Here is a 25,789-nt window from a genome sequence, read left to right as displayed (position 1 = left end):
CGCGAACGCGAGTACGGCCTCCCTCGCCGAGCAACTTCAGCAGTCTACTCGGACCGGGAGGCCGTACCCAAAACGATCTACCGCGGGCCCGCACCACGGGCCTGCGGAAACCTCACTGCTCGTCGAAGAGGCTGGTCACCGAGCCGTCCTCGAACACCTCGCGCACCGCGCTCGCGATCGTCGGGGCGATCGACAGCACCGTGATCTTGTCCAGGTCCCGGCCCAGCTCGCCCGGCGTCGGCAGCGTGTTGGTGAACACGAACTCGCTCACCCGCGAGTTCTTCAGCCGGTCGGCCGCCGGACCCGACAGCACGCCGTGCGTCGCCGTCACGATCACGTCCTCCGCGCCGTGCGCGAACAGGGCGTCCGCGGCGGCGCAGATCGTGCCGCCCGTGTCGATCATGTCGTCCACCAGCACGCAGACGCGGCCCTTGACCTCGCCCACGACCTCGTGGACCGTCACCTGGTTCGCCACGTCCTTGTCACGCCGCTTGTGCACGATCGCCAGCGGCGCGCCGAGCCGGTCGCACCAGCGGTCCGCCACCCGCACGCGCCCCGCGTCCGGCGAGACGACCGTCAGCTTGGCCCGGTCCACCTTCCGGCCCACGTAGTCCGCCAGGAGCGGCAGCGCGAACAGGTGGTCCACCGGACCGTCGAAGAAGCCCTGGATCTGGTCGGTGTGCAGATCGACCGTCAGGAGCCGGTCGGCACCGGCCGTCTTCATCATGTCCGCGATCAGACGCGCCGAGATCGGTTCACGGCCCCGGTGCTTCTTGTCCTGCCGGGCGTAACCGTAGAACGGCACGATGACGGTGATCGACCGCGCCGAAGCGCGCTTCAGCGCGTCGATCATGATCAGCTGTTCCATGATCCACTTGTTGATCGGAGCCGTGTGGCTCTGGATCAGGAAGCAGTCCGCACCACGAGCCGACTCCTGGTAGCGGACGTAGATCTCACCATTGGCGAAGTCGAAGGCCTTCGTCGGGACGACCCCGACACCCAGCTGCTGGGCGACCTCCTCGGCAAGCTCGGGGTGGGCGCGGCCGGAGAAGAACATCAACTTCTTCTCGCCGGTCGTCTTGATCCCGGTCACAGCACAGTCTCCTCAGAGGTTGTCTCAGCCAGCCGGCTGCTCGGCGACCTCTCGGCTGGGCATGAGAGGCCGAATCAGCTGGTAAGGGTGCGGGGTGCACATGTGCGGATGTGCACTTATCACGGTACGCCGTGTTTGACGCACACGTTTCCGGTCAGTCCTCGCTCCCGGCGGGCCGGGACGCCGCCTCGGCCGCCTTCGCCGCCGGGCTCCCCGGCCGCTTCCGGGCCACCCAGCCCTCGATATTCCGCTGCTGACCACGGGCCACGGCCAGCGAACCCGGCGACACGTCCTTCGTGATCACCGACCCGGCGGCGGTGTAGGCACCGTCCCCGACCGTGACAGGAGCCACAAACATGTTGTCCGCGCCGGTCCGGCAGTGCGACCCGATCGTGGTGTGGTGCTTGTCCTGGCCGTCGTAGTTCACGAAGACGCTCGCCGCGCCGATGTTCGTGAACTCACCGATCGTCGCGTCCCCGACGTACGACAGGTGCGGCACCTTGGTGCCCTCCCCGATCGACGCGTTCTTCGTCTCGACGTACGTGCCGATCTTGCCCTTGGCGCCCAGCCGGGTGCCCGGCCGCAGATACGCGTACGGACCCACGCTCGCCCCGGCGCCGACCCGCGCCCCGTCGGACACCGTGTTGTCCAGCCGGGCCCCCGCGCCCACGTGCGTGTCCTTCAGGCGGCTGTTCGGGCCCACCTCGGCGCCCTCGGCCAGGTGCGTCGACCCGCTGAGCTGGGTGTTCGGGTGCACCAGGACGTCCTGCTCGAAGGTGACGGTCACGTCCACCCACGTCGACGCCGGGTCCACCACCGTGACCCCGTCCAGCATCGCCCGCGTCAGCAGCCGGTCGTTCAGGATGCGGCGGGCCTCGGCCAGCTGCACCCGGTTGTTGATCCCGGCGATCTCCCGGTGGTCCTCCGCGACCGACGCCCCGACCCGGTGCCCCGCCTCGCGCAGGATGCCGAGCACGTCCGTGAGGTACTCCTCGCCCTGGCTGTTGTCCGTCCGCACCTTCTTCAGCGCGTCCGCCAGCAGCTCCCCGTCGAACGCGAACACACCGCTGTTGATCTCGCGGATGGCCCGCTGGGCGTCGGTGGCGTCCTTGTGCTCCACGATCGCGGTGACGGCACCCGTCGCCTCGTCCCGCACGATCCGGCCGTAACCGGTCGCGTCCGGCACCTGGGCCGTGAGCACGGTCACGGCGTTGCCGTCCGCCTCGTGCGTCTCGGCGAGCCGCGTCAGCGTGCCGGCGGTCAGCAGGGGCGTGTCGCCGCAGACGACGACCACGGTGCCGGCCACGGCCCCGCCCAGCTCCTCCAGGCCCATGCGCACGGCGTGCCCGGTGCCCTTCTGCTCCGCCTGCACGGCGGTCCTGGCCTCCGGGTCGACGGCGGCGAGGTGGGCGCCCACCTGCTCCCGGGCGTGGCCCACGACCACGACCAGCTGCTGCGGGTCCAACGCGCGGGCGGCGGCCAGCACATGGCCGACCAGGGAACGGCCGCAGATCTCGTGCAGGACCTTGGGTGTGGCCGACTTCATACGGGTGCCCTCACCCGCTGCGAGAACGACGACGGCTGCCGGGCGGATGGCGCTCACGGAGTTGCCCTTCGGCTGTGGGTGGGTGGGGGTGACAGCCGCAGGATACCGGGGTGGGTCGCGTGCGAAATGAGCGCGGGCCCCGGCGGTGGTGCCGGGACCCGATGGCGTGCAGCTCCCCTGCCAGGACTCGAACCTGGAACAAATCATCCAAAGTGACCCGTGTTGCCGATTACACCACAGGGGAGTGTGCAAACGGCCTGAACGGACATTCAGTCAGTCCGCGGAGACCGCGGCACCTACTATGCCGCACCACCAGCCCTCGATGCGACGGCAGGAGCCGGCGCCCCGCGGGACGTCGGCCACCGGACGGCCGCGAGGGGCCTCTCCGGTGCCGGGCATGGTGTGTGGAGGTCGGTGAAAGTCATCGGAAATGCCGCACCCGCCGCCCGTAGGCTGGAGACATGACCACGACGGGGGAAGACCATGCCAGGGCTCTGACCGGCCCATGGTGGTGGGCGAGGTGGCGCAGCGCGGCACTGGACGGCGGCCTCGCGGCGCTGTCCGCCGCGGAGTGCGCGGCGGAGGGGATTCCGTTCGCCCGGGAGGCGGGGATCCCGGTGGCCGCGGGCGTCGCGTTCGGGCTGATCGCCGGTTCGGTGCTGCTGGTGCGCCGCAAGTGGCCGGTCGCCGTGGTGCTGGTGGCGATCGCGATCACGCCGGCCGAGATGGGCTTCCTGCTGGGGGTCGTCGGCCTGTACACGCTGGCGGCGTGCGAGCTGCCGCGCCGGGTCATCGGGGCGCTGTCGGGGATGTCGCTGCTGGGCACGGCCGTGGTGACGTTCGTGCGGGTGCGGCAGGACATGGCGCGCGGGGACCTGACCCTGGGCGACTGGTTCGTGCCGTTCGCGGCGGTGACGACGGCGCTGGGGCTGACCGCTCCGCCGGTGCTGCTGGGGCTGTACGTGGGGGCGCGGCGGCGGCTGATGGAGAGCCTGCGGGAGCGGGCGGACTCGCTGGAGCGGGAACTGCAGCTGCTCGCGGAGCGGGCGGAGGAGCGCGCCGAGTGGGCGCGCAACGAGGAGCGGACGCGGATCGCGCGGGAGATGCACGACGTGGTCGCGCACCGGGTGAGCCTGATGGTGGTGCACGCGGCGGCGTTGCAGGCGGTGGCGCGCAAGGACCCGGAGAAGGCGGTGCGCAACGCCGCGCTGGTGGGGGACATGGGCAGGCAGGCGCTGACCGAGCTGCGGGAGATGCTCGGGGTGCTGCGGATGGGGGAGGCCGCGGGCCGGCGTCCGGCGGCGGTGCCGCTGGCGGCGGTGGGGGAGGCGGCGGCCGCGGCGGCTTCCCGGGTGGCCGAGGCGGAGCGGGCGGCGGACGGGCCGTGCCTGTCGGAGCTGGAGGAACTGCTCGGGCAGTCGGCCGCCGCGGGCATGGTGGTGGATCTGTCGGTCGAGGGCGAGGTGCGGTCGTACCCGGCGGAGATCGAGCAGACGGCGTACCGGGTGGTGCAGGAGGCGTTGACGAACGTCCACAAGCACGCGGCGGGTGCGAAGACGCATGTGCGGCTGGCGCACCGGGTGTCGGAGATCGCGATGCAGGTGGAGAACGAGCCGCCCTCGGAGTCGGCGTCGGCGTCGGCGGCGGGGCTGCCGTCGGGCGGGAACGGCCTGGTGGGGATGCGGGAGCGGGTCGTGGCGCTGGGCGGTGTGTTCGTGTCGGGGCCGACGGACGCGGGCGGCTTCCGGGTGTCGGCGGTGATTCCGGCGGCGTAAGGGGGCGCGGGGCCGGTGAGGGGTCGTTGCTTACGAGGGTGCCGGTGCGGGTTGTTGCTTGCGAAGACCGGGTGCCGGTGCGGCGGCCGTTCTCCCGGGGCCGCCGGCCGGGGTGCCCGCGCCGGTGGTCAGCCGGCGGTGAGCCGTACCGGCCGGATGCCGGTGACCAGGGTGGTCAGGGCGTGGTCGATGTCGGGGCCGACGTACCAGTCGCCGGTGTGGTCGATGGTGTAGACGCGGCCTTCGGCGTCGATGGCGAGCAGACCCGCGGTGTCGGTCTCCTCGCCGAGGGGGCACAGCTCGGTGCCGAGGGCGCGGCCGAGGTCGCCGAGGGTGCGGGCGAGGTGGAGGCCGTGCAGCGGGTCGAGGCGGAGGGCGGCGGGCGCGATCTGGCGGCCGGGCCCGGTGGGCGCGAGGGTGAGACCGCCGAACTCGGCCCAGGCCTCGACGGCGGCCGGGAAGACGGTGTGCCGGTGCCCGGCGGGCGAGGTGTGCGCGCGCAGGGCGTCGGCCCAGATCTCGGCCTGTTTGATGTCCCAGCGTCCGGGCTGCCAGCCGGCGGCGCGCAGGGCGGCGTCGACCGGGACGGGAAACCGGGTGGTGGAGGCGCGGTCGGGGTGCATCTGCCCTTCGTTCGTCGAGCCGGGTGGGTGGGGTGGGGCGGGTGGTTCAGGCGTCGGCCGGGGCGGGGTCGACGATGCGCACGCCGAAGTGGGCGCTGAGGGCGGTGCAGGCCCGGCAGGGAGCGGCGAAGCTGCCGTGGAGCGGGTCGCCGTCCTCCCGTATGCGGCGGGCGGTGAGCTTGGCGTGCTTGAGGGCTCTGCGGGCCTCGCCGTTGGTCATCGGTCTGCGGGCGGCGCGCTTGCTGCGGGCGGCGTCGGCGGTGGTCAGGTGCCGGGAGATGAGGATGGTCTCGGCGCAGCGGCCGGTGAAGCGGTCGCGCTGGGCGCTGGTGAGGGTGTCGAGGAAGTCCTGGACGAGGGGGTGCAGCGCGGGGGGCTGGTCGCCGCGGGCGGCGGTACAGGTGAGGGTGGCGCCGCGGACGGAGAGGGCGGCGGCGACGGCGGGCAGGATGCCGTCGCGGCGGTGCCGGAGGACGGGGGTGGGAGGCGCGTCGCTGCCGCTCCAGTCGATGCGAGGGTCGCCGGCCCGCACGTCGCCACCTCCGGTCTGCAAGGCGTTCATGGTCGTTGTTTCCCTCCCCGGGCATCCCCCCGAAGGACACAGGGTGCCAAATGCCGTGGCTGGTGGGGAAGCTGGGGCGGTGCGACACGCCCGTTCCGGGCACGGTGTGACGGCAGGGTGACGGCTGGTCACGGTGGTGCGGGCCGGGCGGGGGCGGGGCCGTGGTGGGCCGGTGACCGGGGTGCGCGTACCGCATAGGCTGTCGCCGTCCGCGACCGACATCGCCGCTTGGGGCCTGTCTGATAATTCGCGTCGCGCGGCGGACGGGAATTGTCGGACAGGCCCCGGGGCCAGAGAGAACGCCGCAGGGGGCATCCGCCATGACGACAGGTGGGCTCGGGCTGGGGGCACCGCCCAGCCACCGGGCCGGGGGACGAGCCGCGCCGCCGAACGCGGCCTACGCCGGGCAGGTCGTGCACTTCCCGGATCCGGTCCGGGCGGCACGTCACCCGCGCGGGGTACGGGTCGACGAGCACGGTTACCCGGACTTCTCGCCGTACGCGCGGGTGGCGGTGGAGATCGCCGAGCCGCCGGCGGGTTTCGGCGTCGACGAACTGCGGCTGACGGACTACGTGTCGGCGAACGCGGCGCTGGCGGCGGCGGGCCACGAGCTGTGGGACACGGTGCCGGACGTGGCGACCCCGCACGGCTGGACGTGGCACCACGTGGCCGGCACACGGCGGCTGGAGCTGGTCCCGGTCGAGGTGAAGGCGCTGCTCAGGCATCACGGCGGGGTGGCGACGGCGCCGGTGGACCATGCCAGGCGCGGTACACGGCCGTTGCAGGAGTCGCGGCCGGCGCACTTCGGGCTGCCGAAGTCGGGTGTGGCGGTGACGGAAGCGCAGGTGCAGGGGGCCGAGGAGGACCTGGGGTACCGGCTGCCGGGCGCCTACCGCTCGTTCCTGAAGGCGGCGGGCGGCTGCGCGCCGGCCGGCACGGCGCTGGACGCCGGGCTCGGACTGCTGCTGGACCAGCCGTTCTTCACGGTGCGGGACGAGGCGGCGGTGAACGACCTGGTGTACGTGAACAAGTGTCTGCGCGACCACCTGACGAAGGATTACCTCGGGGTGGCGTTCGTGCAGGGCGGGCTGCTCGCGGTGAAGGTGAAGGGCGAGCGGCTCGGTTCGGTGTGGTTCTGCGCGTACGACGACGTGCGGGACGTGGATCCGTCCTGGGCGCCGGCGGAGCGGGTGGAGCGTCTGCTGCTGCCGTGCGGTGACGACTTCGACGCGTTCCTGTCCCGGCTGGCCGGCAGCCCGCCGGAGTTGGAGACGGTGGCCGATCTGATGGTGGACGGCGGGTTCGCCCGTGTCGTCCCGGTGTCTTCCGGCCCGGTGTCGTCCGGCCCGGCGGGGGAGTGAGCTGTCGGCGATGGTGACCTACGCGCAGGCGCAGGAGCGCGCCGAGGAGTGGATCAACGGCGATGTGCCGGTGTACCAGCACCGTGAGGTGCGGGTGCGGGAGTTCGAGCTGGGCTTCGTGGTGTGGGGCGAGGACCGGGCGGAGGGGCCGCGTTCGGACGCGGGCGGCCAGCGGCTGGTGATCGCCCGGGACAGCGGGGAGGCCACGCTGTGGCCGGCGCTGCCGGTGGGCGAGGTGATCCGCCGGTACGAGGAGGAGTACGGCCGCGCCGACGAGCCGCGGGACACGGCACCGGCGCCCGCGTCCGCCCGGCTGGACCTCAACCAGACGTCGTTCCTGCTGACTCCGCCGGAGTGGTTGCAGGAGGCCGCGGACAAGCGGGGCGCGGGCGGCCGGGGCGCGCAGGACACGGCGCCGGGGCCGGGGCCGGCGGTCTCGCCGGCCGCGGAGGGGCAGGGTACGGCCGCACAGGGCCCGGCCGCACCGGGCCCGGCCGCGCCGGGTGCGGATACGCATGCTCAGGTTCCGCCGGCCCCGCCCGCCACGCCGGCACCGGCCGCCTCCGGTGGGTCCGGGCCGGCGCCGACGCAGGCCGGGGTGCAGGCCGGGCCGCCGGCCGGGGCGGACGTGCCCGCGGGCGCCACGCCGTGGGCCGGGACCGACACGAACGCGGGCGCCGGTGAGGACGACCGTTCCGTGCCGCTGCCCGCGACGGTGTTCGCGCCGCCGCTGAGCGACGCGGACGACGCGCCGCGCCCGCCCGCGGTCGCCGCGGACGCGCCGACGGCGCTGCTGCCGGGCGGCAGCCAACTGCCGCCGACGGCGGTCTCACCGGCGCTCGACGCGCCCGGCGGCCTGGACGCCGCGCCGGGCGCGCGGGACGGCGCCGGCCGGGGCGGCACGCCCACACCGCCGCCGGGCGCACCGGCGTACCCTCCGGCGCACGGCACTTTGCCGACTCCGCCGCCCATGCCCGGCACGCCGCCCGCGCCCCAGGACGGCCGGGACGGCACCGCGCCGCCCGCACCGCCGGCGCCGCCCGCTTCGGCGTACGGCTCTCCGCAGGGGCCGGGTGCTCCGCAGGGCTATCCGCCGGCGGCGCCGGGCGGGCCGCAGCCGCCCGCGGGCCCGGCCGGGCCGGGACGGCCGCTCCCGCCGCACGCGGGCGACATCGCGGACGCCGCGACGAGCAAGGCGGCACCGCCGCCGAGGAAGGCGCGCGGCGGCGCGGGCACGCCGCCCCCGCCGCCGGGCGCCCCGGGCACGCCGGGCGCGCGTCCGGGAAGTCCGCCGCCGCCCGCGCCGGGCGCGCCCGCGGGCGGGTATGTGCCGACGCGGCTCGTGCCGGCACTCGGACCCGAGGGTCCGGAACCCGAGGAGCAGGGCGGTGCGGACGCGCCGGCCGGTCCGGGGAGCGCGCGCGGAGCGCAGCCGCCGGGCGCACCGAACCCGCCCGCCGCGCCGCCGGGCCCGCCCGGAGCCACGCCGCCGGGCGGTGTGCACCAGGCGGCCACGATGCTGGCCGACCCGAACCGGCCGGGCGGCGGCGCACCGCAGCCCCCGAGCGCCCCCGGGGCGCCCGCCGCTCCGCACGCGCCACAGGGCCCGAACGCCCCGCACACCCCGGCCGGCGGGGCTCCCGGTGCCGTGCACCACGCCGCGACCGTGCTGTCCGCTCCGCCGGTGGCCGGTCCGGGCGCGCCCCCGCCGCCGCCCCTGCCCGGCGCTCCCGGTATGCCGGGCGCCCTCGGTATGCCGCCGGGCGCTCCGGGTGTCCCGCCGTCGACGCCGCCCGGCGCGATGCCGCCGCCGGGTGCCGTGCCGCCCGGTGCCATGCCCCCGCCGGGTGCGCCCGTGCCGGGTCCGGGGCAGGCGTACGGGTATCCCCAGCAGGGGCAGCCGACGGTCGGGCCGGGCTATCAGGCCGTGCTGCGTTACCGCGCGCAGGACGGCTCCGAGCAGCAGCTGATCCGGCGTTCGGCGCCGGGCACCCCGCACCCGGAGTGGCAGATCTTCCACGAGCTGCGCGCCATGAACGTGCCGCCGGACCAGGTGCTGGAGCTGCACACCGAGCTGGAGTCGTGCGAGCTGCCGGGCGCCTACTGCGCGCGGATGATCCGTGAGCAGTGGCCGCAGGCCCGGATCACGAGCATCGCGCCGTACGGCACCGACCACGCGAGCCGGCAGCAGGGCATGCACCAGTTGCTGGCCCACCAGGGCGAGCTGCACCAGGTGGCGGACGGTCCCGCGCGGCCGGCGCCGGTGCGGGCGCCGCTGCCGCCGGTGCCGGCCGCGCCGCCGGTGCCGCCGGAGGCCGTCGCGCAGGAGCTGGCGGCGGCGTTCGGTCCGGGTGTCTTCCGGTTCGGGCAGCAGGCGGTGTCCCGGCAGGGCGTGCCGCCGGTCGTCGCGCACACGCTGGTCGTGGCCGGGCTGCCGCTGGACATGGGTCCGTTCTTCTGGGCGCAGGCGCAGCCGGGCCGCCCGGTGCCGACGCTGGCGGAGCTGGCGGCCGAGCGCGGGGTGGCGGCGGCGCCGGACGCCGGGTCGTACCTGGTGATGGGCACCGACTTCGGCAAGGCGGTCTGCGTGCAGTACGGCACGGCGAACATCGTGGCCGTGCCGGTGGAGGCGGGGCCGGGCGGTGCGCCGGTGCCGCCGCAGTTCGTGAACACCGGGCTGCCGGAGTTCGTGCGGTGCCTGGCGCTGCTGGGCCGGATGTGGCGGCTGCGGTACGGGCTGAACCAGGAGCAGGCGGGCCGCTGGACCGTCGACTTCCAGGCGCAGCTGGCCGCCCTGGACCCGGCGGCGCTCGGTTCGCCGGAGAGCTGGTGGTCGGTGCTGCTCGAACAGATGTGGGACGGGCTGCTGTAGCGCACCCGCCGCCCGCCGCACGGGTGGGACACGCCGCCGGGGCCCTTCACGCGCACGCGTGAAGGGCCCCGGCGCGTTCCGGGCCCGTGTGTGTTCTGCGGAGTGTCGGTTGAGGACCGTTTACGTCCGATCCATCAAGATATGCACGAAATCATTCTGTCGTGTATGCCCGGTGGAGAGGAGTCCCCAGGGTGAGCAGCGCATCGATGCCGCCGCACGGCTTCATGACCGTCCGGGGGCGCGGCTACCGTCCCGACCAGGTCGAGGCGTACCTGGAGGCGCTGTCACGGGACCGGGACGCCGCCTGGGAGCGGGCCGCCCGGCTGACCGTGCTCGCCAAGGACATGGAGGCGGAGGCCGTGCGGCTGCGCGAGGTGGTCGCCCACCTCGCGCCGCAGACGTACGAGTCGCTCGGGGAGGGCGCGCGGCGGCTGTTCCAGTTCGTACGGGAGGAGGCCGCGGACCTCGGGGAGCGCACGCGGTGCGCGGCCCGGGAGCAGATCGCGCGGGCCGAGGCGGACGCCGAGCGGATCCGCCGCGCGGCGCAGGCCGAGGCGGACGCGGTCCGCGCGCAGGCCGACGAACGGGCCGGCCGGCGGCTCGGCGCCGCGCGGGCCGAGGCGGGTGACATCCGGGTCGGAGCCCGGCGCGAGGTGCGGGCGGGGCGCGCGGAGGTGCTCGCCGCGGTGCGTGAGGCACGCCAGCGCGGCGCCGGGCTGCTCGCCCGGCACTCCAGGGAGCACGCCGAACGCTGGGCCGCGGTCGAGCGCGAGGAGGCGGAGCGGGCGGCCGCGCTGGACGCCCGGCACGCCGAACGGGCGGGCCGGGCCGAGGCCGCGCTGACGGAAGCCCAACGGGCCCTCGCGGAAGCCGAGGAGTACGCCCGCCGCTGTGCGGAGGAGGCACGCGCACGTGCCGTGGAGATCGTCGCCGACGCGCACGTACGGGAGGAGCGCATCGCCCGCGAGACCGAACGGGTGCTGCGCGAGCACGGCGACGCCTGGGACGACGTCCAGGCACACATGGACTCGGCCCGCGACCGCCTCATCTCCCTGACCGGCCAGGCAGTCACGGAGTAACCCGCCCACCGGCCCCGGCGCCGCCGCACACACGTACGCCGTGATGCACGGACCCGGCACCGCCGCACATGCGTGCCGCGCGGAGGCCGTTCCGGGATTGGCCGGTCCGGCCTGGGCGCGCGGCCGTCCCGGCCCGGGCGTGGCCGCCAGCCGCCACGGCGGACGGACCCGGCGCCGCCGCATACGCGTGCGGCGCGTCGTACGGGCCCGGGGCGCCGCGTGCGCGTGCCCCGCGCAACCGCTCCCGGCCGCTCCTGCGGGGAGTAGGGGCGGCCGTTCCGGGATGGCCGGTCCGGCCTGGGCGGGCGGCTGTCCCGACTCGGGCGCGACCACCGGCCGCCACGGCGTACAGACCCGGCGCCGCCGTCCACGCGTGCCCCGCGGCAGCCGCCCCCGCCCGCCCCCGTCGGGAACGGGCGTCGGCCCCGGGAGAAACGGCCCTCGCGGCGTGCCGCCGTGCCGTCGTGTAGCGCCGGTGTCGTACTTCCCGGCGCGCAGCTCTCCGTGGTTCCAGCGGACGCTGTCCCGTGCCCCTTGCATCCATCTCCCGTACGGCGGGCTTTCCGTGATGGCCGCCGCAGGCTTCCCGCGCCGAAGGAGGGAGGCGGCCCCGAGAACCGCTCCACCCGGCGGTGGAGGACCCCTAGGGGTTCCTCCGTACTGCGGCTCGGGGAGGGTTCGTCCCGGCGGAGGACGAGCCCGGCCCGGGTGGCTCCTTAACCTGGCTTTACGCCGCTGGGGGGCGGCGGACCGCACCGGCGGGGGTGGGGTTTACCCCCCGGAAAGACGGGGCTCCGCACCAGCGCGCCCACCCTCGCCGACCGCGAGACTCATCGACGTACCCGAGACGACACCCGGCCGACCCGGGCGGTCCGCACCGACTTGCCAACCGATATAGGAGACATACCGTGACATCGGCTGTAACCATTCCCAGGCACGGGGGCACTGGAGGGAGTACGGCCGTTGCCGCGCGGGCGCGGCAGGTCGTGAAGGCGTACGGGTCGGGCGAGACCCGGGTCGTCGCCCTGGACCGGGTCGACGTGGACATCGCCCGCGGCCGGTTCACCGCGATCATGGGCCCCTCCGGGTCCGGCAAGTCCACCCTGATGCACTGCCTCGCCGGCCTCGACACGGTGACGAGCGGCCAGATACACCTGGCCGACACCGAGATCACCGGCCTGAAGGACAAGAAGCTCACCCAGCTGCGCCGGGACCGGATCGGCTTCATCTTCCAGGCGTTCAACCTGCTGCCCACGCTGAACGCCATCGAGAACATCACGCTGCCCATGGACATCGCCGGCCGCAAGCCCGACCGGGCCTGGCTGGACCGGGTGGTGGAGACCGTCGGGCTCGCCGGACGACTCAAGCACCGCCCCACCCAGCTCTCCGGCGGCCAGCAGCAGCGCGTCGCCGTGGCCCGCGCCCTGGCCGCCCGCCCGGAGATCATCTTCGGGGACGAGCCCACCGGGAACCTCGACTCGCGGGCGGGCGCGGAGGTCCTGGGCTTCCTGCGCCGCTCGGTGGACGAACTTGGCCAGACCATCGTCATGGTCACCCACGACCCGGTGGCCGCCTCCTACGCCGACCGCGTGCTCTACCTCGCCGACGGCCGGATCGTCGACGAGATGCACCAGCCGACGGCCGAACAGGTGCTGGACCGCATGAAGGACTTCGACGCCCGGGGACGCACGTCATGACCGTCCTGAAGACCTCGATGCGCAACTTCCTCGCGCACAAGGGGCGCATGGCGCTGTCGGCGGTCGCCGTGCTGCTGTCAGTGGCGTTCGTGTGCGGCACGCTGGTGTTCACCGACACGATGAACACCACCTTCGACAAGCTGTTCCAGGCGACCTCCTCGGACGTCACGGTCAGCGCCAGGACCGCCTCCGGCAGCGGGGAGACCACCTCCCGCACCGGCAAGCCGCCCGTCCTGCCGGCCGCCGTGCTCGGCGCGGTCCGCAGCGCCGACGGCGTCAAGTCGGCCGAGGGCACGGTGTTCTCCACCGCGGTGACGGTCGTCGACGCCGACAACGACAAGCTGTCGCCCACCAGCGGCGCGCCCACCATCGTCGGCAGTTGGAACGGCAACGACGCCCGCACCATGGAGATCACCACCGGTACGGCGCCCAGGCGCCCGGACCAGGTGATGATCGACGCCGACACCGCCGACAAGCACGGCCTGGGACTGGGCGACGAGATCGGGGTGATCACGGCCCTCGGCACCCACCACGCGCGCGTGTCCGGCATCGCCGCCTTCAAGGTCACCAACCCCGGCGCGGCCATCTTCTACCTGGACACCGCGACCGCCCAGCGGACCCTGGTCGGCCGGACCGGCGTCTACACCGACGTCAACGTCACCGCCGCCGCCGGGGTGAGCGACGCCCGGCTGAAGAAGAACGTCGTCGCCGTCCTCGGACACGACTACAAGGTGCAGACCGCCAAGGAGGTCGCCGACGCCAACCAGAAGGAGCTCGAGAGCTTCCTGAACGTCATGAAGTACGCGATGCTCGGCTTCGCCGGGATCGCCTTCCTGGTCGGCATCTTCCTGATCATCAACACCTTCTCCATGCTGGTCGCCCAGCGCACCCGCGAGATCGGCCTGCTGCGCGCCATCGGCTCCTCCCGCAAGCAGGTCAACCGGTCCGTGCTGGTTGAGGCGCTGCTGCTCGGCGTGTTCGGCTCCGTCCTCGGGGTCGGCGCGGGCGTCGGCATCGCGGTCGGCCTGATGAAGCTCATGGGCCAGATGGGCATGCACCTGTCCACCAGCGACCTGACCGTCGCCTGGACCACGCCCGCGCTCGGTCTGCTCCTCGGCGTGGTCGTCACCGTCCTCGCCGCCTACCTGCCCGCCCGGCGCGCCGGCAAGGTCTCCCCGATGGCCGCCCTGCGTGAGGCCGGCGCCCCCGCCGACGCCCGGGCCGGCGCCGTCCGCGCCGTCCTCGGTCTGCTGCTGACCGCCGCCGGCGGCTGGAGCCTGTACGTCGCCGCCACCGCCGACAAGGCCACGACCGGCTCGGGCTGGCTGGGCCTGGGCGTGGTGCTCAGCCTGATCGGGTTCGTCGTCATCGGCCCGCTGCTCGCCGGCGGCCTGGTCCGCGTCCTCGGCGTGGTCATCCTGCGGATCTTCGGACCCGTCGGCCGGATGGCCGAGCGCAACGCGCTGCGCAACCCGCGCCGCACCGGCGCCACCGGCGCCGCCCTGATGATCGGCCTCGCCCTGGTGGCCTGCCTGTCGGTGGTCGGCTCCTCCATGGTGGCCTCCGCCACCGATCAGCTGGACAAGACCGTGGGCACGGACTTCATCATCCGGGACGACAACGGCCAGGTCATCGACGCGCAGGCGGTCGCGGCCGTCAAGGCCACGCCGGGACTGGCGCGGGTCACCGAGTACAAGCTCCTGGACGCCTCCCTGACCACGCCGGACGGCCGCACCACCAAGAAGGAGACGATCAACGCGACCGACCCGACGTACGCGCGGGACGTGCGCACCAAGACCGTAGCCGGCTCCCTCGCCGACGCCTACCGGCCGGACTCCATGTCCGTCTTCGAGGGCTTCGCCAAGGAGCACGGCGTGAAACTGGGCTCCACGGTCGCCGTCCACTTCGCGGACGGCCAGACGGCGAAGCTGACCGTCCGCGCGATCACCAGCGACGAGGTCGTCATCGACAAGGGCGCCATGTACGCGTCCATCGCCACGGTGGCGAAGTACGTCCCCGCCGACCGGATGCCGCTGGACGACCTGCTCTTCGCCACCGCCAAGGACGGCCGGGAGAAGACCGCCTACCAGGACCTGAAGGCGGCCCTGCACAAGTACCCGCAGTACACCGTGCGCGACCAGACCGACTACAAGAAGGCGCTGAAGGACCAGATCGGCCAACTGCTGAACATGATCTACGGCCTGCTGGCCCTCGCGATCATCGTCGCCGTCCTCGGAGTGGTGAACACCCTGGCGCTGTCCGTGGTCGAGCGGACCCGGGAGATCGGCCTCATGCGGGCCATCGGCCTCTCCCGCCGTCAGCTTCGCCGCATGATCCGCCTGGAGTCCGTGGTGATCGCGGTCTTCGGCGCCCTGCTCGGCCTCGGCCTCGGCATGGTGTGGGGCGGCGCCGCCCAGAAACTCCTCGCCCTGGAGGGCCTGAAGGTCCTGGACATCCCCTGGCCGACGATCGCCGGCGTCTTCATCGGCTCGGCCTTCGTGGGACTGTTCGCCGCGCTGGTCCCGGCGTTCCGGGCCGGCCGCATGAACGTACTGAACGCGATCGCGACCGACTAGCCGCCCCCGCGGGCCCGGCGTCCTCCGCACACGGGGGTTGCGGAGGAGCACCCGGCGCCGGGGAGTCCTGCCAGGACTCCCCGGCGCCGGCCTGCCGTGCCCGTGGCCGCAAGGCACCGCGCCCGGTTTCCGCGCCGCGGGCACGGAGGTCGTCCACAGGTTTCCGTGCCGCGGGCACGGAGGTTGTCCACAGCCTTCCCGCGCCGTCGCCGCCACCGTCGTACGCTGGACAGCCCCGGCCCGTCCCACGAGTCGGGCCCTTCGTGTTGCCGACCCCCCGGACGGAAAGCCCCTCCATGAGCCTGCACGGTCTGCTGGACGCCGTCGTCAAGGACCCCGCCCTCGCGGAAGCGATCGCCGCCGCCGCGGACGGCAACCGCCCGCACGTCGACCTCGTCGGCCCGCCGGCGGCCCGGCCCTTCGCCGTCGCCGCCCTGGCCCGCGAGGCCGGCCGCCCCGTGCTGGCGGTCACGGCGACCGGCCGGGAGGCCGAGGACCTGGCCGCCGCCCTGCGCTCCCTCCTGCCGCCCGAGGGCGTCGTGGAGTACCCCTCCTGGGAGACCCTGCCGCACGAACGGCTCAGCCCGCGCAGCGACACCGTCGGCCGCCGCCTCGCCGTCCTGCGCCGCCTCGCCCACCCCCGCCCCGACGACCCCGAGACCGGCCCCGTCTCCGTCGTCGTGGCACCCGTGCGCTCCGTGCTCCAGCCGCAGGTCAAGGGCCTCGGCGACCTGGAGCCGGTGTCCCTGAGGACCGGCCAGAACGCCGACCTGAACGACGTCGTGGCGGCCCTCGCGGCCGCCGCCTACGCGCGCGTGGAGCTGGTCGAGAAGCGCGGTGAGTTCGCCGTGCGCGGCGGCATCCTCGACGTGTTCCCGCCCACCGAGGAACACCCGCTGCGCATCGAGTTCTGGGGCGACGACGTCGAGGAGATCCGCTACTTCAAGGTCGCCGACCAGCGCTCCCTCGAAGTCGCCGCACACGGCCTGTGGGCACCCCCGTGCCGCGAGCTGCTGCTCACCGACGACGTCCGCGCCCGCGCGCGTGCCCTCGCCGAGGACCACCCCGAACTCGGCGAACTGCTCGGCAAGATCGCCGAGGGCATCGCGGTGGAGGGCATGGAGTCCCTCGCCCCGGTCCTCGTCGACGACATGGAGCTGCTGCTCGACGTCCTGCCCAAGGGCGCTATGGCCGTCGTCTGCGACCCGGAGCGGGTCCGCACCCGCGCCGCCGACCTCGTCGCCACCAGCCAGGAGTTCCTCCAGGCGTCCTGGGCGGCCACGGCCGGCGGCGGCGAGGCCCCGATCGACGTCGGCGCCGCCTCCCTGTGGTCCATCGCCGACGTCCGCGACCGCGCCCGCGAGCTGGACATGATGTGGTGGTCGGTGTCGCCGTTCGCCGCCGACGAGGAACTGGACGCCGACACCCTCAAGCTGGGCATGCGCGCGCCCGAGAGCTACCGCGGCGACACCGCCCGGGCCCTCGCCGACACCAAGGGCTGGCTCGCCGACGGCTGGCGCGCGGTCTACCTCACCGAGGGCCACGGGCCGGCCGCGCGCACCGTGGAGGTGCTCGGCGGCGAGGGCATCGCGGCCCGCCTGGACAACGACCTCGGCGAGCTGAGCCCGTCCGTGGTGCACGTCTCCTGCGGCTCGGTCGAGTACGGCTTCGTGGACCCGGCGCGCAAACTGGCCGTGCTCACCGAGACCGACCTGTCCGGCCAGCGCACCGCCAGCCGGGACGGCGCCCGGATGCCGGCCCGCCGCCGCAAGACCATCGACCCGCTCACCCTGGAGGCGGGCGACTACATCGTCCACGAACAGCACGGCGTCGGCCGCTACATCGAGATGGTCCAGCGCACCGTGCAGGGCGCCACCCGCGAGTACCTGGTGGTGGAGTACGCGCCCGCCAAGCGCGGCCAGCCCGGCGACCGGCTGTACATCCCGACCGACCAGCTGGAACAGATCACCAAGTACGTCGGCGGCGAGGCACCCACCCTGCACCGCCTCGGCGGCGCCGACTGGACGAAGACCAAGGCCCGCGCGAAGAAGGCCGTCAAGGAGATCGCCGCCGACCTGATCAAGCTGTACAGCGCGCGCATGGCCGCCCCCGGCCACGCCTTCGGCACCGACACGCCCTGGCAGCGCGAACTGGAGGACGCCTTCCCGTACGCCGAGACCCCGGACCAGCTCACCACCATCGCCGAGGTCAAGGAGGACATGGAGAAGACGGTCCCGATGGACCGCCTGGTCTGCGGCGACGTCGGCTACGGCAAGACCGAGATCGCGGTGCGGGCCGCCTTCAAGGCCGTACAGGACGGCAAGCAGGTCGCCGTCCTGGTGCCGACCACCCTGCTGGTGCAGCAGCACTTCGGGACGTTCTCCGAGCGGTACGCGCAGTTCCCGGTCACCGTGCGCGCCCTGTCCCGCTTCCAGACCGACACCGAGGCCAAGGCCGTCCTGGAGGGCCTCAAGGAAGGCTCCGTGGACGTCGTCATCGGCACCCACCGCCTGTTCTCCTCCGAGACCAAGTTCAAGGACCTGGGCCTGGTCGTCGTGGACGAGGAACAGCGCTTCGGCGTCGAGCACAAGGAGCAGCTGAAGAAGCTGCGCGCCAACGTCGACGTGCTGACGATGTCCGCGACCCCGATCCCGCGCACCCTGGAGATGGCGGTCACCGGCATCCGCGAGATGTCCACGATCACCACCCCGCCCGAGGAGCGCCACCCGGTGCTCACCTTCGTCGGGCCGTACGAGGAGCGGCAGATCGGCGCGGCCATCCGCCGCGAACTGCTGCGCGAGGGCCAGGTCTTCTACATCCACAACCGCGTCGAGTCCATCGACCGCGCCGCGGCCAGGCTCCGCGAGATCGTCCCCGAGGCGCGCATCGCGACGGCCCACGGCCAGATGTCGGAATCGGCGCTGGAGCAGGTGGTCGTCGACTTCTGGGAGAAGCGGTTCGACGTGCTGGTGTCCACCACGATCGTGGAGTCCGGCATCGACATCTCCAACGCCAACACGCTGATCGTGGAGCGCGGCGACACCTTCGGCCTGTCCCAGCTGCACCAGTTGCGCGGCCGGGTCGGCCGGGGCCGCGAGCGCGGGTACGCCTACTTCCTGTACCCGCCGGAGAAGCCGCTGACGGAGACCGCGCACGAGCGCCTGGCCACCATCGCCCAGCACACGGAGATGGGCGCGGGCATGTACGTCGCGATGAAGGACCTGGAGATCCGCGGCGCCGGCAACCTGCTCGGCGGCGAGCAGTCCGGGCACATCGCCGGCGTCGGCTTCGACCTGTACGTCCGCATGGTCGGCGAGGCGGTCGCCGACTACCGGCGCCAGTTGGAGACCGGCGGGGCCGAGGAGGAGGCGCCGCTGGAGGTCAAGATCGAGCTGCCCGTGGACGCGCACGTGCCGCACGACTACGCGCCGGGCGAGCGCCTGCGCCTCCAGGCGTACCGCTCGATCGCCTCCGCCAACTCCGAGGAGGACGTCAGGGCCGTCCGCGAGGAACTCACCGACCGCTACGGCAAGCTGCCCGAACCGGTGGAGAACCTGCTGCTGGTGGCCGGCCTCCGGATGCTCGCGCGGGCCTGCGGCGTCGGCGAGATCGTCCTCCAGGGCAGCAACATCCGCTTCGCGCCGGTCGAGCTGCGCGAGTCGCAGGAGCTGCGCCTCAAGCGGCTCTACCCCGGCACGGTCATCAAAGCGAGCGCGCACCAGGTGCTGGTCCCGCGCCCGAAGACCGCGAAGGTGGGCGGCAGGCCGCTGGTCGGCCGGGAACTGCTGGCCTGGGTCGGCGAGTTCCTCACCTCGATCCTGGGCTAGCGGACGGAACAAGGAGGCGGGGGCGCGCGTGCGGATCGGTGAACTGGCCGAGGCGACCGGGACCAGCCCGCGCGCCCTGCGCCACTACGAGCAGCAGGGCCTGATCGCCTCCGCGCGCGCCGCCAACGGCTACCGCGCCTACGACGACCGTACGGCCGTACGGGTCCGCAACATCCGCCGGCTGCTGGCGGCGGGCCTCACCCTGGACGACGTCCGGGTGTTCCTGCCCTGCCTGGACGGCGACGTCACCGCCGGTCCCGCCTCGGCCCGGGCGCTGGAGGTCGCCCGGGACCGGCTGGCCGTGCTCGACGCCCGCATCGCGGCCCAGACGGCGGTACGGGACCGGCTGGCGGCGGCACTGCGCCAGGCGGGCGAACCGGCCTGACGCCGGCGCCGGGCTCCCCGACGGCCGCCTCGGGCACGGGCCCCGGGCCCACGGTGGCGGTGACCCGGGACGGCCCCGCGAGCGAGGGCCGCCCGGCGGGGAACGCCTCCGGGAACGCCCCCGGGAGCGGCTTTCGCGGGCCGCTTCCCGGCCGGGTCCGGGGGGCGCTGCCTGGCCGGGTCCGGGGGCCGTTTCCTGGCTGGGGCCGGGGGCCGCTTCCCGGTCGGGCCCGCCGGTCGTTTCCCGGCGGGGTTCGCCCGCCGCTGCCTGGCCGGGTCCGCCGGTCGCTTTCCGGCCGGGTCCGCGGGTCGCTGCCTGGCCGGGGCCGGGGGCCGCTTCCCGGCCGGGTCAGTGGGTCGCTCCTGGCCGGGGCCGGGGGCCGCTTCCCGGCGAGGTCCGCCGGTCAGGCGACCACCGCTCCGCCGTCCACGGGCAGCACCACGCCCGTCACGAACGACGCGCGCGGGGAGGCCAGCCGGGTGATGGCCCAGGCGACCTCCTCCGGGCGCCCGATCCGGCCGAGCGGAGTGTGGGCGAGCTGCCACGCGCGGAGGGCCGCGCGCTGCTCGGGGTCGTACCCGGAGTGCTCGGCGATCGGTGTCTCGACCGCGCCCGGGGCCACGGCGACCACCCGGATGCCGTGCGGGGCGAGTTCCACCGCCCAGCTGCGGGTGAGCACCTCCAGGGCCGCCTTGCCCGCCGCGTACAGGGAGTTGCCGGGCCAGGCCCGCTGCCCCACCGACGTCGTCACGTTCACCACGACACCCCGGCTGTCCTCCAGTGCGGGCAGCGCGGCCTGGGTGAGCAGCACGGGCGCGAGGAGGTTGGTGTCCAGCAGCGGCCGTACCGACGCGCGCGTGCAGGTGCGCAGGGAGTCGGTGGTGACGACGGCCGCGTTGTTGACGAGCACGTCGAGCCGGCCGTACCGCTCCAGCGTGGCCCGTACGACGGACTCGGGCCCGTCCTCGGCGGTCAGGTCGGCGGGCAGGGGCGTGATCCCGGAGTGGCCCTCGGCGGTCTCGGCCAGGGGCGCGGCCCGGCGGCCCACGGCGACGACCCGGGCGCCCCCGGCGGCGAACGCGCGCGCGGTGGCCCGGCCGATCCCGGTGCCGGCGCCGGTCACGAGGACCGTACGGGGACCGTCGCGGTGGCTGTCCTGGCGGTGGCTGTTCTCGCTCATGCCCCGGATCCTCGGACCCTGACGCCAGTGACAAGGTCAACTCCGGTCAGCGGAAATGCCTTGCGGGAAACCGAACTTGTCATTGTATGTCCTGACTGTGCCCCATATGGCGGCCGTCGGCCGGACGTTACCGTGGAAGCGGAACGATCCGCCCGTACCCGAGGGCGGGCCAGGGCGAGCGGGAGGGACGCAGCGTGACGCGTCTGAGGGGCGGAACGGTCACCGCCATGGCCATGCTGGTCGCCGTGACCGGCTGCACGGCCGAGCAGACCAAGGGTTCCGCAGGGCCCGGGGAGACCGGACGCGCGGGCGCGGCCCTGACCGCCGTCGGCTCACTGACCGTCAAGGGCCGTGCGCCGAAGACCGGTTACTCCCGGGACCGGTTCGGCACCGCCTGGGCGGACACCGACTCCAACTCCTGCGACACCCGCGACGACATCCTCAAACGCGACCTCACCCACGTGAGGTTCACCGGCGGCACCTGCAAGGTCTCCTACGGCCTGCTGGAGCACGACCCTTACTCCGGCAAGGAGATCACCTACCGGCGGGGCCGCAGCCAGGTCGACATCGACCACGTCGTGGCCCTCTCCGACGCCTGGCAGAAGGGCGCCAAGTACTGGGAGCCGAGCAAGCGCATCGCTCTCGCCAACGACCCGCTCAACCTCCTCGCGGTCGACGCGAGCACCAACCGCGGCAAGGGCGACGGCGACGCGGCCACCTGGCTCCCGCCGGACAAGTCGTACCGGTGCGCGTACGTCGCCGGCCAGGTCGCCGTGAAGAAGAAGTACGGCCTGTGGGTCACCGCCGCCGAACAGGCCGCCATGAAGAAGGTCCTGCGCGGCTGCCCGGACCAGAAGCTGCCCGCCGGCGGCAACCCGACCAAGGCACCCGAGCGCTTCCGCGCCCGGTGACCCGCGCGCCGGCCGGGGCGCCCCGCAGGCTCCGCGCCGGCCGAGGCCTTACAGCGCGTCCAGGTCCACGATCTTCCCGGTGGGCTTCTTGGCGGCAACCGGCACGCCGTAGTCGGAGAAGCTCAGGTGCTCCGGCTCCTTGGCGTCGGACGCGCTGTCGATCCGCAGCAGGTACGGCTTGCCCTCGGTCGCCACATACGCCGTGTAGCGCTCCTTGCCGTCCTTCTCGTGCAGCGTGATCGCGGGCGTGCCGTCGATCCGCGTGGTCTTGCCGCGGGTGGCCGCCGTGTCCTCGCCGCTGACGTCGCCGAGCATCGAGTCCAGGTCGCAGAAGCCCGTGAGGTCCTCGGCGTCCTGACCCTTGACGGCCATCTTGGTCCACTTCCCGGCCAGCATCGCCACGGCCGCGTCGGTGTCCTCCGCGGACTCGCCCTCGCTCTGTGCGCGCAGGAACTTCTCGTCGTACTTCATGTAGACGGTGCCGCCGCTCCTGATCAGTTCGGCCCTGCCCGCGCCGCCCATGCCCAGGGTGCCGGCGCACTCGCCCTTCCGGTTCAGCGTCATGTCGATGTCGATGACCCCGTCGCTCTCGTCGTCGGCGATCCGGCCCTTCATCCGCACCGAGGAGGCGCCGGTGGTGGCCTTCAGCGCGCGCTCGGCGATCTCGCCGCCGCTCAGCCCGGCGAACGGGGCCTCCTGCTTGCCGGCGGCCGTGCCCTGCCCCTGCTGACAGCCGGTGGCGAGCCCGGCCGTGGTGGCGGCGGCGAGGCAGAGAGCGGCGAATGCGGTACGACGCATGGGGATTCCTTGATCGAGAGAAGTGTCGCTGGTGCGGAGGGAGGAGCCCGGGGGCTCCGCGGGGGTGGTGGCCCGGGGTGGGGGCCCGGGAGTGGCGGTCCGGGCTGGTGGTGCGGGCTGGTGGTGCGGGTCTGGTGGTCCGGAGTGGTGGTGCGGGGCTGGGGGCCCGGAGTGACGGTCCAGGGCTGGGGCCCGGGGGAGCGGGTGTCCCGGTGGGTCAGGCGTGCTTCCAGCCGCCGTAGCCGTTCGTCGTGAAGCAGGCGTCCGACGGGCTGATGGTGACGACGGTCGTGCAGTGGACGGTGTCGTGGGCGATGACCGAGTACGGCTCGTGGTCGGTGTCCTTCGCGCGCTCCCAGGAGCCGTTCATCCAGGAGGCGGGCACGCCCTTCGCCTCCGGGTCCACGGCCTCCCAGTCGCGCAGCCGCGGGAGGTGAGCACCTTGTCGGTGGCCGTGACGGTCACGTAACCGGTGCCACGGACGCCGTCGTCGGCGAACTTGGCGGACGGCTCGCCGGGGGCGTCCCCGGCGCGCTCCCAGTGGCAGCGGCCGTCGGTGTTGCCGGCCGCACGCCGGAGCCGACCCGGTGCGCGCCGTCGCCCGGGAGCGTGGCCTTCTTCCGGCTGGCCGTCCCGGTACCCGCTGTGTCGTTCGTGCCCTTTGTGTCGTCGGACCGGTGCCCGGTCGAGGCCGAGGAGGCCGGGGAGCCCTTGCCGCCGCCACCGGAACCGCCGTGCTCGGCCTCGCGGCCGGCGTTCGCGGACATGGTGCCGATGACGGCGATCCCCACGACAGCGCTGAACGCGAGCCTGGCCTTCATGCCCATGAGACATCCCCTCCCCGAAAGCGGCGGCCTCCCCCTCCGGTGGCCGCTCGTTCGCTGCGGTTCATCAGATCAGAGCCTGTGAACCGAGTCAACACGGTTCACAATCCACAGGCAGTACACGCTCGTGAACTCCTGGACGCTGTGTACGCCGGTATGCTCGGCGCACACACGGGACGAGGGGAGCGAGGCCGGTGCAGGACAACGCGACAGAGGTGACCGCGGCCGGGATCGCGCGGCTCGCCGGGGTGGGCCGGGCCGCCGTCAGCAACTGGCGCCGCCGGCACCCCGACTTCCCCAAGCCGGTCGGCGGCACCGAGACCAGCCCGTCCTTCGCGCTTGCCGAGGTCGAGGCGTGGCTGCGCAAGCAGGGCAAACTCGCCGAGGTACCGCTGCGCGAACGCGTCTGGCAGCAACTCGCCGGCCACCCGGAAGGCCCGCTGACGGCTTTGGTGCACACCGGGTGCGCGCTGCTGCTGATCCACGAGCGCCCCACCGTCTGGCTGGACGCGAGCGCCGGCTCGGACGCACGGCTCGCCGCGATGCTGCCGGGGGCGCTGGAACGGGTCCTGGAACGGGTCCTGCCGCCACGGCCGGTGAACTCGGCGGGGGCGCCACGGTCTGTGAACTCGGTGGGGGGTGTGAACTCCGCGGGGGCGATGACGTCTGTGAACCCGGCGGGGGCGGCTGGGACTGTGAACTCGGCTCGGGCGGCAGGAGCTGTGAACTCGGCGCCGCCGCGGCGGTCTGTGAACTCGACGCCGGGACCGCAGCCCGTGAACTCGGCACCGTCGCCGCAGCCTGTGAACTCGGCACCGGGGTCGCAGCCCGTGAACTCCGCACCGTCGCCGCAGCCCGTGAACGCCCCGCCAACCGCCCACACCCCACCAGCGGTTCACACCGCACCGGCGATTCACACCGCGCCCACCGCACCCACCGCGCTCACCACCCCCACCACCCCCACCACCCCCACCACCCCCACCACCCCACCCACCCCCGCCCTCCGCCCCCCCACCGGTCCCCAACTCCTCCCCTCCGTCCCCCTCCTCCGCGGTGCCGCCGAGCTGGCCGCCGAGACCGGGGCGCGGCAGGCCTTCGAGTTCCTGCTGGGCCGGCACCTGGACGCCAACCCCCGCCAGTACACGCTCACCCCGGCCGAGCTGGCCGGTCTCATGGCCGACCTGGCCGGCCCGGCCCGCACCGTGCTGGACCCGGCCTGCGGCACCGGCGCCCTGCTGCGTGCCGTGGACACCCGCCCCGGCCAGGAGCTGTACGCCCAGGACAGCTCGCCCGAACTCGCCGCGCTCAGCGCCCTGCGGCTGGCGCTGCACAGCCGGGCCACCGTGCGCGCCGCCACCGGTGACACCCTGCGCGCCGACGCGTACCCCGGGTTGCGCGCCGAGGCGGTGCTGTGTCATCCGCCGTTCAACGAGCGCAACTGGGGCCACGACGAACTCGCCTACGACCCGCGCTGGGAGTACGGCTTCCCGGCGCGTACGGAATCGGAGCTGGCCTGGGTGCAGCACACCCTGGCCCGGCTGGCCGACGGCGGCACGGCGGTGCTGCTGATGCCGCCGGCCGCCGCCTCCCGCCGCTCCGGGCGCCGTATCCGCGCCGATCTGCTGCGCCGGGGCGCGCTGCGGGCCGTGGTCGCGCTGCCGGTCGGCGCGGCCCCGCCGTACAACATCCCGCTGCACCTGTGGGTGCTGGGCCGGCCCGGCCGGATGCCGGCCGCGCCGGAGGTGCTGCTCGTGGACACCGGGAGGTTCGCCGGTGAGGGGCGGGGCGGGCCGGACTGGGCGGCGGTACGGGACGCCGTGCTGGACGCCTGGCGGGACTTCGCGCGCGCGGGGCGGCTGACGGAGCGGCCGGGCCTGGCGCGTTCGGTGCCGGTCATCGAACTCCTCGGCGACGACGTGGATCTCGCGCCGGCCCGCCATCTGCCGCCGGCCGCGGCGGCCGGCGGCGTGGAGCAGCTCACGCAGGTCCGCGAACGCCTGGGCGCGACACTGCGCCTGGCCGCCGGCCTCACCCCGCCGCCCGCCGATCCGGCGCCGCCCGCGCACTGGCCGCTCACCACGGTCGGGGAACTCGCGCGCGGGGGCGCGCTGGTACTGCGTACCGGCGGAAACGGCGGCCACGCGCGCGTGCCGGTGCTCACCGACCACGACGTCCTCGCCGGAACAGCGCCGTCCGGGACGCTGCCCGAGAGCGAGGAGGAGGCGGTGCTGACCGAACCGGGCGACGTCGTCGTACCGGTGCTCGGCGGGGGCTCGGTGGCGCGCGTGATCGACGAGGCGACGAAGGGCGCCGCCCTGGGGCGCAACCTGATGCTGCTGCGCCCGGACCGCACGGCGCTCGATTCATGGTTCCTCGCCGGGTTCCTGCGCGGTACCGCCAACAACCGTCAGGCCAGCAGCTACGCCTCCACGGCGACCCGGCTGGACGTGCGCCGGCTGCAACTGCCCCGGCTCCCGCTGGCGCAGCAGCGGCGCTACGGCGAGCGGTTCCGCGCGCTCGACGAGTTCGAGCGGGCGCTCAGGCACGCGAGCGGGCTCGGGGAGCAACTGGTGCGCGGGATGTACGACGGCCTCACCGGCGGCACGGTCGCACCGGACTGACCCCCGCGGGGTGCCCGGACAACGGTTCGGTACAACGCTGATCACTTGTCCGTGCCGGG

At 74.1% G+C, this 25,789-nt stretch carries 17 protein-coding genes and 1 tRNA gene; 10 read left to right on the top strand and 8 right to left on the bottom strand.

Going from position 1 to position 25,789, the window contains the following annotated elements; translation table 11 throughout:
• Positions 1–112: 112 nt before the first annotated feature.
• The 3 genes from ACZ4SV_RS33130 to ACZ4SV_RS33120 form a co-directional block, all read right to left on the bottom strand.
• Positions 113–1,093: a ribose-phosphate diphosphokinase gene (locus ACZ4SV_RS33130; protein ID WP_365876318.1), complete on the bottom strand. Its 981-nt coding sequence runs from the start codon at positions 1,091–1,093 to the stop codon at positions 113–115.
• Positions 1,094–1,247: 154 nt separating this feature from the next.
• Positions 1,248–2,696: a bifunctional UDP-N-acetylglucosamine diphosphorylase/glucosamine-1-phosphate N-acetyltransferase GlmU gene (gene glmU, locus ACZ4SV_RS33125; protein WP_468009436.1), complete on the bottom strand. Its 1,449-nt coding sequence runs from the start codon at positions 2,694–2,696 to the stop codon at positions 1,248–1,250.
• Between the two features lie 115 nt (positions 2,697–2,811).
• Positions 2,812–2,883, bottom strand: a tRNA-Gln gene (locus ACZ4SV_RS33120).
• 217 nt (positions 2,884–3,100) lie between these two features.
• On the opposite strand from ACZ4SV_RS33120, the gene ACZ4SV_RS33115 reads away from it, so the two are divergent.
• Entirely contained in the window at positions 3,101–4,414 is a 1,314-nt protein-coding gene (locus ACZ4SV_RS33115; RefSeq protein ID WP_468009433.1) for a sensor histidine kinase, read from the top strand.
• Positions 4,415–4,542: 128 nt separating this feature from the next.
• On the opposite strand, the gene ACZ4SV_RS33110 is transcribed toward ACZ4SV_RS33115, so the two are convergent.
• Positions 4,543–5,037 carry an SUKH-3 domain-containing protein gene (locus ACZ4SV_RS33110; protein ID WP_365876311.1) on the bottom strand — a complete coding sequence of 165 codons (495 nt, stop codon included), beginning with the start codon at positions 5,035–5,037 and terminating at the stop codon, positions 4,543–4,545.
• A gap of 46 nt (positions 5,038–5,083) precedes the next feature.
• Positions 5,084–5,599 carry a YwqJ-related putative deaminase gene (locus ACZ4SV_RS33105; RefSeq protein WP_365876309.1) on the bottom strand — a complete coding sequence of 172 codons (516 nt, stop codon included), beginning with the start codon at positions 5,597–5,599 and terminating at the stop codon, positions 5,084–5,086.
• Between the two features lie 320 nt (positions 5,600–5,919).
• On the opposite strand from ACZ4SV_RS33105, the gene ACZ4SV_RS33100 reads away from it, so the two are divergent.
• From ACZ4SV_RS33100 to ACZ4SV_RS33070, 7 genes are all read left to right on the top strand, one after another.
• Positions 5,920–6,960, top strand: a complete 1,041-nt coding sequence (locus ACZ4SV_RS33100; RefSeq protein WP_365876307.1) for an SMI1/KNR4 family protein — start codon at positions 5,920–5,922, stop codon at positions 6,958–6,960.
• A gap of 10 nt (positions 6,961–6,970) precedes the next feature.
• Entirely contained in the window at positions 6,971–9,832 is a 2,862-nt protein-coding gene (locus ACZ4SV_RS33095) for an SUKH-4 family immunity protein (protein ID WP_468009421.1), read from the top strand.
• 191 nt (positions 9,833–10,023) lie between these two features.
• Complete coding sequence (locus ACZ4SV_RS33090; protein ID WP_468009418.1) at positions 10,024–10,911, top strand: cellulose-binding protein; 888 nt, start codon at positions 10,024–10,026, stop codon at positions 10,909–10,911.
• Between the two features lie 908 nt (positions 10,912–11,819).
• Positions 11,820–12,608 (top strand): ABC transporter ATP-binding protein, encoded by a 789-nt coding sequence (locus ACZ4SV_RS33085; protein ID WP_397937961.1) that lies wholly within the window; start codon positions 11,820–11,822, stop codon positions 12,606–12,608.
• Positions 12,605–15,184 carry an ABC transporter permease gene (locus ACZ4SV_RS33080; RefSeq protein ID WP_468009412.1) on the top strand — a complete coding sequence of 860 codons (2,580 nt, stop codon included), beginning with the start codon at positions 12,605–12,607 and terminating at the stop codon, positions 15,182–15,184. The genes ACZ4SV_RS33085 and ACZ4SV_RS33080 overlap by 4 nt, the downstream gene beginning before the upstream one ends.
• Positions 15,185–15,480: 296 nt before the next feature.
• A complete protein-coding gene (gene mfd / locus ACZ4SV_RS33075) occupies positions 15,481–19,011 on the top strand; it encodes a transcription-repair coupling factor (RefSeq protein WP_468009408.1) in 3,531 nt (1,176 codons plus the stop codon).
• Between the two features lie 28 nt (positions 19,012–19,039).
• Positions 19,040–19,396, top strand: coding sequence for a MerR family transcriptional regulator (locus ACZ4SV_RS33070; RefSeq protein ID WP_365883883.1), 357 nt, complete (start codon positions 19,040–19,042; stop codon positions 19,394–19,396).
• A 403-nt stretch (positions 19,397–19,799) separates the two neighbouring features.
• Here ACZ4SV_RS33070 and ACZ4SV_RS33065 read toward each other — a convergent pair whose 3' ends face one another.
• Positions 19,800–20,576: an SDR family NAD(P)-dependent oxidoreductase gene (locus ACZ4SV_RS33065; RefSeq protein ID WP_468009402.1), complete on the bottom strand. Its 777-nt coding sequence runs from the start codon at positions 20,574–20,576 to the stop codon at positions 19,800–19,802.
• A 227-nt stretch (positions 20,577–20,803) separates the two neighbouring features.
• Between ACZ4SV_RS33065 and ACZ4SV_RS33060 the strand changes: the two genes are divergently transcribed.
• Complete coding sequence (locus ACZ4SV_RS33060) at positions 20,804–21,487, top strand: HNH endonuclease family protein (RefSeq protein ID WP_397946209.1); 684 nt, start codon at positions 20,804–20,806, stop codon at positions 21,485–21,487.
• A 48-nt stretch (positions 21,488–21,535) separates the two neighbouring features.
• Here the strand turns inward: ACZ4SV_RS33060 and ACZ4SV_RS33055 are convergent, their stop codons facing one another.
• On the bottom strand, positions 21,536–22,285 hold the full coding sequence (locus tag ACZ4SV_RS33055) for a hypothetical protein (RefSeq protein ID WP_468009399.1): 750 nt from the start codon (positions 22,283–22,285) through the stop codon (positions 21,536–21,538).
• Between the two features lie 217 nt (positions 22,286–22,502).
• Positions 22,503–22,691, bottom strand: a complete 189-nt coding sequence (locus ACZ4SV_RS33050) for a hypothetical protein (protein ID WP_468009397.1) — start codon at positions 22,689–22,691, stop codon at positions 22,503–22,505.
• Between the two features lie 612 nt (positions 22,692–23,303).
• Between ACZ4SV_RS33050 and ACZ4SV_RS33045 the strand changes: the two genes are divergently transcribed.
• Positions 23,304–25,730: an N-6 DNA methylase gene (locus tag ACZ4SV_RS33045; protein WP_468009394.1), complete on the top strand. Its 2,427-nt coding sequence runs from the start codon at positions 23,304–23,306 to the stop codon at positions 25,728–25,730.
• Positions 25,731–25,789: the final 59 nt, after the last annotated feature.

The organism is Streptomyces sp. NPDC027672, from assembly GCF_055566335.1.
Note: the sequence above shows the minus strand (reverse complement) of the source record. Positions and strands in the feature narration are given on the sequence as shown.